This is a genomic window from Williamsia herbipolensis, assembly GCF_036153515.1.
Classification (GTDB): Bacteria; Actinomycetota; Actinomycetes; order Mycobacteriales; family Mycobacteriaceae; genus Williamsia_A; species Williamsia_A herbipolensis.
Genome location: NZ_CP108021.1, coordinates 3,856,505 through 3,869,721 on the forward strand (window position 1 = coordinate 3,856,505; position 13,217 = coordinate 3,869,721).

Annotated in this window: 12 protein-coding genes; 6 read left to right on the forward strand and 6 right to left on the reverse strand. The window is 69.7% G+C overall.

What is annotated here, in order from left to right:
* The first annotated feature begins 63 nt into the window (after positions 1 to 63).
* Entirely contained in the window at positions 64 to 1,356 is a 1,293-nt protein-coding gene (locus OG579_RS17905; protein ID WP_045824285.1) for a glycosyltransferase family 61 protein, read from the forward strand.
* Positions 1,357 to 1,359: 3 nt separating this feature from the next.
* On the opposite strand, the gene OG579_RS17910 is transcribed toward OG579_RS17905, so the two are convergent.
* Positions 1,360 to 2,046, reverse strand: coding sequence for an MOSC domain-containing protein (locus tag OG579_RS17910; protein ID WP_328857043.1), 687 nt, complete (start codon positions 2,044 to 2,046; stop codon positions 1,360 to 1,362).
* Positions 2,043 to 3,206: a CAF17-like 4Fe-4S cluster assembly/insertion protein YgfZ gene (gene ygfZ / locus OG579_RS17915; RefSeq protein ID WP_408068697.1), complete on the reverse strand. Its 1,164-nt coding sequence runs from the start codon at positions 3,204 to 3,206 to the stop codon at positions 2,043 to 2,045. The genes OG579_RS17910 and ygfZ overlap by 4 nt, the downstream gene beginning before the upstream one ends.
* 36 nt (positions 3,207 to 3,242) lie before the next feature.
* Here ygfZ and OG579_RS17920 point away from each other — a divergent pair, with 36 nt between their 5' ends.
* The 5 genes from OG579_RS17920 to cydC all read left to right on the forward strand — a co-directional run bounded on the left by OG579_RS17920 (position 3,243) and on the right by cydC (position 10,244).
* Positions 3,243 to 4,160 carry an aminodeoxychorismate lyase gene (locus tag OG579_RS17920; RefSeq protein ID WP_328857044.1) on the forward strand — a complete coding sequence of 306 codons (918 nt, stop codon included), beginning with the start codon at positions 3,243 to 3,245 and terminating at the stop codon, positions 4,158 to 4,160.
* 135 nt (positions 4,161 to 4,295) lie between these two features.
* Positions 4,296 to 5,801, forward strand: a complete 1,506-nt coding sequence (locus tag OG579_RS17925; RefSeq protein ID WP_328857045.1) for a cytochrome ubiquinol oxidase subunit I — start codon at positions 4,296 to 4,298, stop codon at positions 5,799 to 5,801.
* Positions 5,802 to 5,810: 9 nt separating this feature from the next.
* Positions 5,811 to 6,854, forward strand: coding sequence for a cytochrome d ubiquinol oxidase subunit II (cydB, locus tag OG579_RS17930; protein WP_328857046.1), 1,044 nt, complete (start codon positions 5,811 to 5,813; stop codon positions 6,852 to 6,854).
* Positions 6,851 to 8,494, forward strand: coding sequence for a thiol reductant ABC exporter subunit CydD (gene cydD, locus OG579_RS17935; RefSeq protein ID WP_328857047.1), 1,644 nt, complete (start codon positions 6,851 to 6,853; stop codon positions 8,492 to 8,494). The genes cydB and cydD overlap by 4 nt, the downstream gene beginning before the upstream one ends.
* Entirely contained in the window at positions 8,487 to 10,244 is a 1,758-nt protein-coding gene (gene cydC, locus OG579_RS17940; protein WP_328857048.1) for a thiol reductant ABC exporter subunit CydC, read from the forward strand. Before cydD ends, cydC begins: the two co-directional genes overlap by 8 nt.
* 171 nt (positions 10,245 to 10,415) lie before the next feature.
* Here cydC and OG579_RS17945 read toward each other — a convergent pair whose 3' ends face one another.
* The 4 genes from OG579_RS17945 to OG579_RS17960 form a co-directional block, all read right to left on the reverse strand.
* On the reverse strand, positions 10,416 to 11,000 hold the full coding sequence (locus tag OG579_RS17945) for a DinB family protein (RefSeq protein WP_328857049.1): 585 nt from the start codon (positions 10,998 to 11,000) through the stop codon (positions 10,416 to 10,418).
* A 55-nt stretch (positions 11,001 to 11,055) separates the two neighbouring features.
* Positions 11,056 to 11,736, reverse strand: coding sequence for an FABP family protein (locus tag OG579_RS17950; protein WP_328857050.1), 681 nt, complete (start codon positions 11,734 to 11,736; stop codon positions 11,056 to 11,058).
* 178 nt (positions 11,737 to 11,914) lie between these two features.
* On the reverse strand, positions 11,915 to 12,220 hold the full coding sequence (locus OG579_RS17955; protein ID WP_045824271.1) for a DUF1416 domain-containing protein: 306 nt from the start codon (positions 12,218 to 12,220) through the stop codon (positions 11,915 to 11,917).
* Positions 12,221 to 12,222: 2 nt separating this feature from the next.
* Positions 12,223 to 13,059, reverse strand: coding sequence for a sulfurtransferase (locus OG579_RS17960; RefSeq protein WP_045824270.1), 837 nt, complete (start codon positions 13,057 to 13,059; stop codon positions 12,223 to 12,225).
* Positions 13,060 to 13,217 lie beyond the last annotated feature (158 nt).

Sequence of the window (13,217 nt, forward strand, 5' to 3'; positions counted from 1 at the left end):
TCAGCGGCTCCCACCAGGGAAATTGTACGGTTGTGCATCACGTCGAGAAAGGTGTGCTGTCACGTGGCCGACCTCATACGCGCGTCGATCGACAACTACGGGACCCGGCGGTTGCTCGCCGACAACGGCCAACGGTTGCGGTGGATGGTCGCCGATCTCGTCGCCCGCGTGCTGCGGCGTCATCCGACCGACCTGTCCGACCATGACGTCGAGGACTTCTCCCGCACCGCGCTGTCGATGCACCCGCCGATGTACGACGACGAGACCCTCCACGAGGACGAGTCGTTCGTTTTGGGAGACGCCGCCGTCGCCACGACCGAGGTGTTCGGGCGACACACCTACGACGGTCCCGAGCTGCATCTCTACGGCGAGCCGCTCGACGCCGCCGAGATCTACCAGGAGACGCGGCGGGTGCATCCGGCCGGCGTCGAGGTCCGCGAGGCGCGATTCGACGAGGTGATCCTCTACCGCAACGCGGTCTACCTGCGGCGGGATGGCACGATCCGTGCTCTGTACGAGAGCGCGCGGTCACACGACCGGGTGGCGTTGCAGCAGCCGACCCCGGCCGATCTCCGCCTGGCGCGGACCCTGCCCGATCATCCCGACACCGTCTACCTCGGCTCGCCCGGCAGCAGCAACTTCGGCCACTGGCTCACCGATGACCTCTCCCGAGCGGTCGCCGCGGCCAGGAGCACGGCACCGGGCACCCGGCCACGGTGGGTCATGACCGACCGCGGCACACTCATCAACCTGCGCCGACAGGAGTCGCTGGGCCTCGCGCTCGGCGATCCGGACGTCGAGGTGACGCTCGTCCCGTTCGAGCGGCCCGTCGTGGTCCGCGACGTCCGGTACATGTCGCAACCGACGCTGCACCCGGTGCGGAAGTCACCCGACGCGATCGCGGCGTCTCGCGAGGCCGTCGTCGCCGGGTTGGAACGGCCCGACGGTCCCGGCACACGTCTGCACATCCTCCGCCGCGGTGGGGCGGCGGGTCGGAAGATCATCAACGGCGCCGAGATCGAGGACCTGTTGTCTCGGCGTGGATTCGTGACCCTCGACCCGATCACGGCATCGGCCCGGGAGCAGGCGGAGGCGTGCCTGCGCGCCGACGTGATCGTCGGCGTGATGGGCGCGGCCATGGTCAACAGCATCTTCGCCCCGCGGGGGACATCGGTGATCCACCTGGCCGCGAGTGGGTGGACCGAGCCGTACTACGCCGATCTGGCCGCGGCCTGCGGTCACCGCTACGCGAGCGTGTACGGGCCGACGGTGGGGACCGGGTCGCCGTGGTTGTTGCCGTTCACCATCGACGTCGGGGAGGTCGAACGCGCGCTCGATGACGTCGGCGCCGTGTGACGGTCATTCCGGCGCGACGCTCGCACGGGCTGTCCGAGCCGCCTCGCGGGTCTGTCTGCGCAGCACCTTCGACGCCTCGCGATGCACCTTGCCGGCGTAACGGGGGTCGGTGGCCAGGTGCTCGAGCGCGGCGGTGGTCACGTCGCCGGTGAACAGGGCGCGGGCGGTGACGCCGTGGTCCGGACGGTCGAGCACGACGATGTCGTCACCGGCAGCGATCGGGCCCGGGACCAGCACCTTCAGGTAGGCGCCGACGTCGGCGCGATCGGCGAACCGCGCAACCCAGCGGTCCTCCTCGGCCCACGCCGCGAACGTCCGGCACGGGACGCGCGGGATCGTCACCTCGAGTTCGACGGTGTCGCCGACCCGCCAGCGTTCGCCGATGACGGCATCGCTGACCGCGACCCCGTCGACGCGCAGGTTCTCGCCGAACCAGCCCGGCGCCAGGTCACGATCGAGTTCGTCGGCCCACCGACGGGCCTCGGTGTCGCTGTAGGCGTAGACGGCCTGATCGATGCCGCCGTGATGTTTGGTGTCGCAGATGAGGTCGCCCACGACACCCTCGGCGGTCACCGAGACCGCGCCGGTGAACGGGGTCTTGGCGATGCCGCTGTCGCCGATGCGGTCGAGCGCGACGGGACGGTCGGCGCCACAGACCGCGAGAACCGAGCCCGCGTCGGACAGAGTCATCGCCCGCGCAAGCCTTCGATCGCGGCACGTCCGGCCTGCACGCGGTCGTCGTCACGCAGCGACGACGGGTCGATGGCGGCCGCGGTGCCGCCGGCGAGGAGTGCGGTCCCGGCCGGCACGCTGCGCTTGACCAGCGCCAGGGCGACGGGTCCGTACTCGTAGTGGTCGACCACGGTGCCGATCCGGCCGACCGCACGGCCGTCGGCGGTGACGGCGTCGCCTGTCACCGGGCGGGTGTCGGAGCTGCCGTCGAGTTGCAGAAGCACCAGTCGCCGCGGCGGCTTGCCCAGGTTGTGCACCCGCGCCACGGTCTCCTGTCCGCGGTAGCAGCCCTTCTCGAGGTGGACCGCGCCGAATTCCGCGGGGCCGCCGATCCATTCGACCTCGTGGGGGATGGTGCGGTCGTCGGTGTCGACACCCAGTCGCGGCGACACCGAGACCACCCGCGACGCCTCGTAGGCCCATGAGCCCGCAGGTCGGGCGCCGGCCTCGACCAGGGCGTCCCACCATCGGCCCAGTTCGCTCCTCGGGACGAGGACGTCGACGCGGGGGATGGTCGGTCGGCCATCGGGGCCGCGCTCACCCAGCGGGGGCATGACGCGCCAGAAGCCGACCGGCTCGGCGTCGTGGTGTTGCTCGGGGATGCTGCCCGCCTGGTAGACCGCCGCATCCGCGGGGATCTCGAGCAGCGCCGCGACGGGTCCCGACATCGCGTCGGGGCCCAGCAGTGTGAGCACGGCGAGGTCGTCGCGGAGAACCGGTTCGGCCTTCGCCCAGAACACCATTCGCTGCAGGAACCCCAACAGCGGCTGCGTCCGTTCAGCTTCGGTGTCGATGAGGGTGAGCCCGTCGATGTCGGTGACGACGAAATGCTCCTCCACGCGACCGTTCACGTCGAGGCTGAGGTTCTCGGCCGACTGCCGGTCGGGGAGGTTGCTGACGAACTGGCTGGTGATGGTGTGCAGCCAGCTCAACCGCTCGTCGCCACTGATCTCGATCACGCCACGGTGCGACCGATCGACCACCACCACCGACTCGGCCGCGCTGCGTTGTTCGCCCAGCGGGTCGCCGTGGTGCCATGCGACACCGGCGTCGGGGGAGTCATCGGGGGCGGGGATGGGGGTCGAGGTGACGGGGGCGTCACCGTTGCGGTCGGTCACGGTTCCATCGTACGAGCACCCGCTACTCTGATCGCCATGCCGCATCCGATCCTGGTGACCTATGACGGTGCAGTTCTCGACCCGGACGTGCCCTACCTGCACGCCGACGACCTCGCCGCGGTGCGCGGCGACGGGGTGTTCGAGACGCTGCTGGTGCGGTCGGGGACCGCCCGGTTGGTGGGACTGCACCTCGAGCGGCTGGCCCGCAGCGCATCGCTGCTCGATCTGCCCGAGCCCGACGCGGGCCAGTGGCGGTCGGCGATCACGACCGGCGCGCGGGTGTGGGCGGAGGAGAACGGGAAAGACACCGAGGGCGTGATGCGCCTGGTCTACTCCCGCGGCCGCGAGAGCGCCCCGGTGGGTGCCCCGGGACCACGCGACGGCGCCGAGACGGGCATCAGCCGTGAATCCAACGAGGCGACCGCGTATCTCACCGTCGGCCCGGTGGCCGACCGCGTCGCCTCGGCGCGCGAGAACGGGACGTCGGTGATCACCCTCGACCGCGGCTACTCCATCGACCTGGCCTCCTACGCGCCGTGGCAGCTGATCGGCGCGAAGACGCTGAGTTACGCCACCAACATGGCGGCGCAGCGGCACGCCGCGGCCCAGGGCGCCGAGGACGTCATCTACGTCAGCAGCGAGGGCGAGGTGTTGGAGAGCCCGCGGTCGACCGTGATCGCGCTCTTCGGCGACACCCTCGTGACGGTGCCCCCGGAGTACGGCATCCTGCACGGCACCACCCAGCAGGCGCTGTTCACGTTGGCCGAGAAGGAGGGTTTCGTCACCGAGACCCGCTCCCTGCGCACCGCGGATCTCATCGCGGCCGACGGTGTGTGGCTGCTGTCGTCGATCACCCTCGCGGCCCGTGTCGTCACCCTCAACGGCTACGACATGCCCGTGCCGGCCCGCGCCGCGGAGTTCGCCGCGCTCGTCGATCGCGCCATCGAGGACTGACCTCACCGGAGGGTCTCCGTCGGCGCCGTGTGGCGCACGAGACACCGCTGACCTCTCGCCTACCTGTCCGATTCGGTCTACTTTCGGCAGTAGTACTACGAACAGTAGTAGTGCTAGACGACAGCGAGGTCGACCATGAACGCCCTGGACATCTCCCGATGGCAGTTCGGCATCACGACCGTCTATCACTTCATCCTCGTACCGCTCACCATCGGACTCGCGCCGATGATCGCGGTGATGCAGACGGTGTGGACCGTCACCGGCAACGAGCAGTGGTACCGCGCCACCAAGTTCTTCGGGAAGCTCTTCCTCATCAACTTCGCACTGGGCATCGCGACGGGCATCGTGCAGGAGTTCCAGTTCGGGATGAACTGGAGCGAATACAGCCGCTACGTCGGCGACGTCTTCGGCGCACCTCTCGCGCTGGAGGGACTCGTCGCGTTCTTCCTCGAGTCGACGTTCCTCGGACTCTGGATCTTCGGGTGGCAAAGGCTGCCGAAGAAGGTGCACCTCGCATGCATCTGGCTGGTCGCGATCGGCGTCAACGCCTCGGCCTACTTCATCATCGCGGCGAACTCGTGGATGCAGCACCCGGTCGGCGCCCGGCTCAACCCGGAGACCAAACGCCCTGAGCTGACCGACTTCTGGGCGGTGATGACCAACAACACCACGCTGGCCGCCTTCCCACACGCCGTCGCCGGATCGTTTCTCACCGCGGGCACCTTCGTCGCAGGCATCGGGCTGTGGTGGATGATCCGCAACCGGCGGCGCGCCACCGCGACCAGCGATGTAGAGCTCGCGGCCACCCTGGACCGCGACGCACGCACCCTGTACCGACCCGTCACGCGGTTCGCCCTGTGGGTCATCGTCGTGTCCGGTGTGGCCCTGGCGATCACCGGCGACGTCCAGGGCAAGCTCATGTTCGAACAGCAGCCCATGAAAATGGCCTCGGCCGAATCGTTGTGCCACACCGAGACCGGCGCCTCGTTCTCCGTGCTCACCATCGGCACCCACAACAACTGCGACTCCATCACCCGCGTGATCGAGCTGCCGAACCTGACGTCGTTCCTCGCCACCAACACCTTCGACGCGACACTGCCCGGCGTCGCCGAGATGCAGCAGCACTACGCCGAAACCGTGGGGCCCGGGGACTACCGACCCAACCTGTTCGTGACCTACTGGGCCTTCCGCGCGATGATCGGTTGGGCGGGCGGATCAGCGCTGCTGGCGCTGGCCGGACTGTGGTTCACCCGCAAGGGCCGAGTCCCCGACGCGCGCTGGTTGGGCCGCCTCGCGATCGCCGCGATCCCGACGCCGTTCCTGGCCAACAGTTCCGGCTGGGTGTTCACCGAGATGGGTCGTCAACCGTGGGTGGTGGTGCCCAACCCGACCGGCGACCCCGGCATCCACCTCACCGTCGCCCAGGGCGTGTCGGCGAACAGTGTGGGTGCGGTGCTCACCTCGCTCATCACGTTCACGGTGATCTACGGCGTCCTCGCCGTGGTGTGGTTCGGGCTCATCCGCCGATACGTGATCGAGGGGCCGCTCGACCACGACGCCCACCCGCCGGGCACCGACGATGACACCCACGACGACAGCGCGGATCACGCCGCCTCCGAACTACTCTCGTTCGCCTACTAGGAGATCGCCATGACTCTCCCCGAGATCTGGTTCATCGTCATCGCGGTGCTGTTCGCCGGCTACTTCCTGCTCGAAGGATTCGACTTCGGCGTCGGCATGCTCATGCCTGTCCTCGGACGACGCCGCGGCGAGACCCCGGCCGACGCCGACACCCGACGTCGCGTGCTGCTCAACACCATCGGCCCGGTGTGGGACGGCAACGAGGTCTGGATCATCACCGCGGTCGGCGCGCTGTTCGCCGCGTTCCCGGGGTGGTACGCCACCATGCTCAGCGCGATGTACCTCCCGATGCTGCTGCTGCTCGTGGGCCTCATCGCCCGCGTGGTGGCCATCGAATGGCGCGGCAAGATCGACGACCCGCGGTGGCGTCGGTGGTGCGACGTCGGCATCGGGCTGGGGTCGTGGCTGCCGGCCTTCCTGTGGGGCATGGCGTTGGCGAACCTGGTGCACGGCCTGCCGATCGGCGCCGATGCACGCTTCGTCGGCGGTGTCGCGGACCTGCTGCACCCCTACGCATTGCTCGGGGGCGTGGCCACGACTGCGCTGTTCGCCACCCACGGTGCGGTGTTCCTGTCGCTGAAGACCGCGGGCCCCATGCGCGGCGACGCGATGCGCGCCGCGCGTCGGCTCGCCGTCCCCGCCGCCGCGATCACCATCGCGTTCGGGTTGTGGACGTGGATCGACCACGGCACGCCGGTGGTCGTCGCGGTGCTCGCCCTGGCCACCCTCGCCACCGTCGCGGCCACCACGGCCGGTCGCGAGTGGACAGCGTTCGCGACGACGAGCGTCGCCATCGTCGCGCACGTGGTGATGCTGTTCTCGGCGCTGTGGTCGGCCGTCATCCCCTCGACCGTCGGTCCCGCCTTCGATCTCACGATCGCCAACGCCGCGTCGAGCCACTACACGCTCACCGTCATCAGCTGGGCGTCGCTGGCCGTGCTCCCGGTCGTCATCGGCTACCAGGCATGGACCTACTGGGTGTTCCGACAACGCATCTCGACCGCGCACATCCCCGCGCCCATCGGGCTCGCACTGCGCACACCGGGCCGATGACCGCCGCCCGGCGCGGTCCGATCGACCCACGGTTGCTCCGGCGGTCGCCCGCCGCCCGCGCCCACATCGCGGTGACGTCGGCGATGGGCATCGTGACCGCCGCGACCGTCATCGTCGGTGCGGTGATGATCGCGACGATCCTCGCCGAGGTGGTCACCGACCCGGCGGCGCGGTCGTTGCACGCCCAGGGCGGTCACATCGCGGTCCTGGCGGCGGCCGTCGGGGTCAGGGTCGTCGCGACCGTCCTCGGCGACCGGTACGCGCACCGCGCGTCGGACGAGGTCATCGCGCAACTGCGGGATGCGGGGCTGCGCGCGGCCACCGATCCCGCGCAGACCACGCCGCGCACCCTGCACCGGATGCGTGGCGAACTGATCACCACCCTCACCACCGGACTCGACGCCCTCGGTCCGTACCTGACCTCGTTCGTGCCCGCCCTGGTGCTGTCGGCGACGGTCACGCCCGCGGTCATCGTCGTGATGGCACTGACCGACCTGACCTCGTCGATCGTGGTGATCGTGACGCTGCCGCTCATCCCGGTCTTCATGATCCTGATCGGACTGATGACCCGCGAGCGGACCCGTGCCCGCCTCGACGCTACCGCCGCTCAGGGCGCGCAGATGCTCGACCTCGTCGCCGGCATCGGGACCCTGCGTGCGCTGCACCGTGCGTCGGAACCGGTGGGACGCGTTGCCGCACTGGGCCAGCGGAGCCGTCGCAGCACCATGGCCGCCCTGCGGATCGCATTCCTCTCCGGCAGTGTCCTCGAACTCCTCGCGACGCTGTGCGTGGCGCTCGTCGCCGTCGGTGTCGGGTTGCGTCTCGTCTTCGGCGACATGTCCTTACAGGCGGGCGTCCTCGCGCTGATTCTCGCGCCCGAGGTCTATCTGCCGCTGCGGTCGGTCGGTGCGCAGTTCCACAACTCCGAGGCCGGCCGCGCCGCCGCCGACGACGTGCTCGACCTCATCGACACACCATCGGTACGAATGACGGCCCCATCGACGGAAGCGACGGCCCAGGCGGCGGGGGTGGAGGTGCGCGACGTCGGTGTCGTCGACCGCGACGGCTGGGCACCCCGCCATCTCGACGCCCATTGCGCTCCCGGGACCGTCACCGTGCTGACCGGACCCAACGGATCGGGGAAGACGACGGCGCTGGAGGTGATCGCGGGACTCGTCGAGCCCGCCGAGGGCGTCGTGCGCACGGCCGGCGAGGTGGCCTGGCTGGCCGAGCCGCCGGTGATGGTGCCCGGAACCGTCGCGGAGAACCTCGCGCTGTTCGGGACCCGGTCCGACGACACCATCACGCGTACCGCCGCCGCGGTCGGCTTCGACACCGTGCTCGCCGAGATCGGGGGTCTCGAGGCGAGGATCGGCAACGGCGGCGCCGGACTGTCGGCGGGTCAGCGTCAACGGCTCGCGCTGACGCGGGTGCTGGCGTCACCGGCGCCGGTCCTGCTGCTCGACGAACCGACCGCCCACCTCGACGCCGGGTCGGAGGCGACGGTGATGCGCGCCGTGCGTGCACGGGCCCGGGAGGGTGCGACGGTGATCGTGGTGAGCCACCGCCCCGCCGTGCTCGCCGCCGCCGACACCGTCGTCGATCTCGGCGTGGACTCGAGAGGCCGAGTCGATGCGTGACCCCCTCGTGTGGTCGATGCGTCTGCTCGGTGTGCGACCCCGCCCGGTCGCCCGGTCGCTGCTGCTCGGCGCCGGCGCATCGCTCAGCGCCCTCGCGCTCGCCGCGCTCTCGGCGTGGCTGATCACGCGCGCATGGCAGATGCCGCCGGTGCTGGCGTTGTCGATCGCGGTCACATCGGTGCGGTCCCTGGGTATCTCACGCGCGTTGCTGCGCTACCTCGAACGCCTCGCCACCCACGACCTCGCGCTCGACGCCATGGCGACCGCACGCGCCCGCATGTTCGGTGCGCTGGCGACCGGCGACGCCGCGCATCCACTGTCGGTGAAGCGGTCGGAGATCGTGGGCCGCGCCGGCGACGACATCGACGAGATCGGCAACGCGCTGATCCGTGGGCTCATCCCCATCGGCTCGGCTGCGGTGACCGGGCTGATCGCGGTGGTGGTGATGGCACTGGTGTCGCCCTGGGCGGGCCTCGCCACCGCGATCGCGTGGCTGCTGGTCGCGGTGGTGGCCCCGCGGGCGGCAGCGGCCGGGACGGCACGCGCCGACGCCGACGACCGCGCCGCGCGCGGCGAGGTGCTCGACATCACCGCGACGGTGCTGTGGCACGCGCCCGAACTCGAGGTCGCGGGCCGTCGCGATCAACTCCTCGCCGATGCCCGTGCCGCGGCGCGTCGGGCGACCGCGGCTGCCGACCGGGGTATGCGCGTGCAGGCCTGGGCCGCGGGGGTGATGCCCGCGGCGACCGGCGCGGTCGCGGTGATCGCGTGCCTGCTGGCGATCGGGCTGAGCGGCCGCGTCGACGCGACCACCCTCGGTGTGTTGATCCTTCTGCCGCTCAGCGCATTCGAGGCCGCGGGTGGTCTGCTCGATGCCGCCCGGCAACTGCAACGCAGCCGCGGTGCCGCCCGGCGGGTGCTCACACTCCTCGACGGAACCGGGATCGACGCGACGGTCGCCACGCCCCCGTCCACGACGGAGGAGCAGCGCGCAGCGATGCCGACCCGTGCCGACCTCGTTGTGGACGGACTGCGCTGGGGACACACCGACGCGTCCGCGCGCGGTCCGGTCGATGCCCTGGCCGCGATCAGGGCGGGGGAGCGGATCGCCGTCGTCGGGGCCAGCGGATCGGGCAAGACCGCGTTGCTGCTGACCCTCGCGGGGCTTCTGCCGCCGCGGGCGGGCGAGGTGCGCATCTCTGGGGCGGCGACCCCGGCGCAGGCCGTGCGCTACTTCGGCGAGGATGCGCACCTGTTCGCGACAACGGTGCGCGAGAACCTGCTGGTGTCGCGCGGCGACGCCGACGACACGGAGATCACCGCCGCGCTGGCGTCGGTCGGCCTGCGCGACTGGGTCGGCGGCCTCCCCGAGGGACTCGACACCGTCCTCGACAGCGGCGTCGACGCGGTCAGCGCCGGGCAACGACGGCGCCTGCTGCTCGCGCGTGCGCTGATCAACGCCGCGCCGATCGTGCTGCTCGACGAACCGTGTGAGCACCTCGACCGCGACGAGTCCGATCGCCTGCACCGCGAGTTGCTCGACCGACGCAGCGGCCTTCTCGATCCGGACCGCACCGTGATCGTCGCGACCCACACACTGCCCGTCGACACCGCGGCCGACCGCGTCATCGACCTCGATCGGTTAATCCGTTGCACACCCTGCGATCCCGGCGTAACTTCGGCTGTACACGAGGAAGGAGGTGGTCTGCAGTTGAATGACATATGGACACGTGAGGTGACCATCAGCTAGGTGGTGTGCTGCCCGGGTTTGCCCAGCGGCGCCGCTGCTCAGCGAATCCACGGTGGTCACCCGGCCCCCGCACCCCTGTCACGTCCTGACAGGCCAGGCTCTCATCGAGCGGTGCGGGGGTCGTTCCATGTCTGGGGTGTGAATGAGCCGGGGCAGATACGAGCCGGGGTGTCAGCCGTGTTCGAAGCTGCGAATGGCGTCGCGCGCCATCGTCGCGGTGGTGCTCTGACCGTCGATCGCCTCGCGGATGAGGTCGGCGTGCCCGCTGTGGTGTGCCGTCTCGCGGAACAGGTGCAGCAGGATGCGCCGCACGGTGTGGTGTTGGCGCACCGGCGCCCACGGCGCGGTCGGGATCGGGATGAGCGCATCGAGATCGGCGACGGTCGCGATGAACTCGTCGGTGAGCTGCGCCTGCTTGCGGTAGGCGTCGACCCAGTCGGCGAAGGACTCGTCGTCGGTGAGGCGGTAGGCGTCGGCGGCGGCGTCGACATCGAACTCGGCGTCCGGATCGGCCTCGGTCACCGTGGTGATCCAGTACTGCTCCATGATCGTCAGGTGCTTCACGAGCCCGCCGAGGGTGAGCTCACCGACGGCGGCGGCACGGCGCGCGTCGGCCTCGGAGACGCCGTCGATGGCGATCAGGAGATTGGTGCGTTGGTCGCCGTAGATCTCGATGAGCGTTTCTCGCTCTCCCGGGATGTTGGCGCTGGCGATCATCATGGACAACAGCTTCGCACCAGCCGCCCGTTCGCGCATCCATCCATGGTCGGACACGCGGGCAGATGCACACATCGCGCGCGCGACGGCGCGGTCAGCCGATGTGGCGACTGAGCTTCGCCGACAGCCGCGGCACCAGGTCGCCGTCGGCGTCGACGCGCTCCTCGACGTAGGCGAGATCGCCGTCCTCGACGAGACCGTAGAGCCGCTTCGCGCCGCCGATCTTCAGACCGTTCTCGGTACCCGACGCCGAGGTGATGACGACGTCGGTGACGAGCTCCCACGAGGTCTGGTTCAGCGGTTTGCCGTAGAACAGCTCGATCCAGCCCTCGGCGTGGGTGAGCAGGAACTCGATGGTCTCGTCGGAGTCGGGGCCGCTGATCCGCCAGTAGCCGGTCTCACGCAGACCCGGTTCGAGGTAGCGGGCATCGGGGTCGACGATCCACGACCGCGACTCCCACATCAGGAAGTTCTCGCCACTGTGGCTGATGACGACCTGCTGACCGAAGTGGAAGTCGCCGTGGACGGGGTCGTTGCCCTCACCGAGGCCGCGCCACACACCCACGAGGGGGAGCAGACCGAGCAGTCCGGGATGCAGGTCGGGACCCTGGCGCAGATTCGCGGTGTCCTCGGGGAGAGGGAGTCCCGGCAGGGTGGAGATGTTCTTGTCGGCGGTGCGCGCCGCGCGTTCCTCGGCGTGCGCTATCGCCTCGTTGCCCGCGATGGTGCTCTTCCCGGGCTCGTCGGGGGTGGGTTCGGGGGCGCCCGAGGTCACGACTCGTCGTTGATCAGGCGGTACAGGGTGTACAGGCCGAACCAGACGATCGCGATCGTCGCCAGAACCAGGAGTATCTCGAAGAAGATGACCACGGAATCGATTCTACGTGCGCGGCTCCGAGACGACGATCGCCCCCACCGAAACCTCGGCGGGGGCGATCGCGGACCGGTCGGGACTACGACGCGATGGTCACGTCCTGATCGAAGATGCCGGTGCCGTCGGGGCTGATGGTGGCCTCGCCGTTGCCCTGCGACGAGAGCGCACGCAGCGTCCAGGTGCCCGGTGCGGCGAAGAACCGGAAGTCACCGGTTCCGCTGGACACGACCTCGGCGGTGAACTCGCCGGTGCCGTCGAGCAGACGCACGTAGGCGCCGCCCACCGGCGATCCGTCGGCGCCGAGGACCTGACCGGTGATCACGGTCTCCTTCTCGACATCGACGCCGGCCGGCAACTTCTGACCCTGTTTCGGTGCGGAACACATGCTTACTGCTCTCCCAGCTCGATCGGGGCGCCGACCAACGAGCCGTACTCGGTCCAGCTGCCGTCGTAGTTCTTGACGTTGTCGTAGCCGAGCAGCTGGGTCAGTGCGAACCAGCTGTGCGACGAGCGCTCGCCGATGCGGCAGTACGCGATGGTGCCCTTCGACGGGTCGATGCCGACACCGTCGTACAGCTCCTTCAGTTCCTCGTCGGACTTGAAGGTGCCGTCCTCGTTGGCCGCCTTGCTCCACGGGACGTTGACCGCGCCGGGGATGTGGCCGGGACGCTGGCTCTGCTCCTGCGGGAGGTGTGCCGGCGCGAGGATCTTGCCCGAGTACTCGTCAGGCGAACGGATGTCGAGGAGGTTCTTGGTGCCGATGGCGTCGAGGACCTCGTCGCGGAAGGCGCGGATCGACAGGTCGGGGGACTCCGCCTTGTAGGAGGTGGCCTCACGCGACACGGCGTCGGTGCTCAGCGGGCGACCGTCGAGCTCCCACTTCTTGCGACCACCGTCGAGCAGGCGAACGTCCTTGTGCCCATACAGCTTGAAGTACCAGAACGCGTACGCGGCGAACCAGTTGTTGTTGCCGCCGTAGAGGATGACGGTGTCGTCGTTGGCGACGCCGCGCGCCGACAGCAGGTCGGAGAACTGCTCCTGGTTGAGGAAGTCGCGACGGACCTGATCCTGCAGGTCGGCTTTCCAGTCGAGCTTGATCGCGCCGGCGATGTGCCCGCCGTCGTAGGCGGTGGCGTCCTCGTCGACCTCGATGAAGACGGTCTTGTCGGCGTTCAGGTTCTGCTCAGCCCAGTCGGCGCTGACCAGGACATCGGAGCGAGCCATGGTGTTCCTTTCGTTGGAGAACGTGATGCGGGGTGTCGTGATGAGGGGTCGCAGCACACAGGCAGAGATGAAGGGTGCGTGCGGCGGGAGGTGCGAATGCGGACGCGTCGAGACGCCGGGGACGCGCGGGAGCGCGACGGACCCGACTATCGACAGCG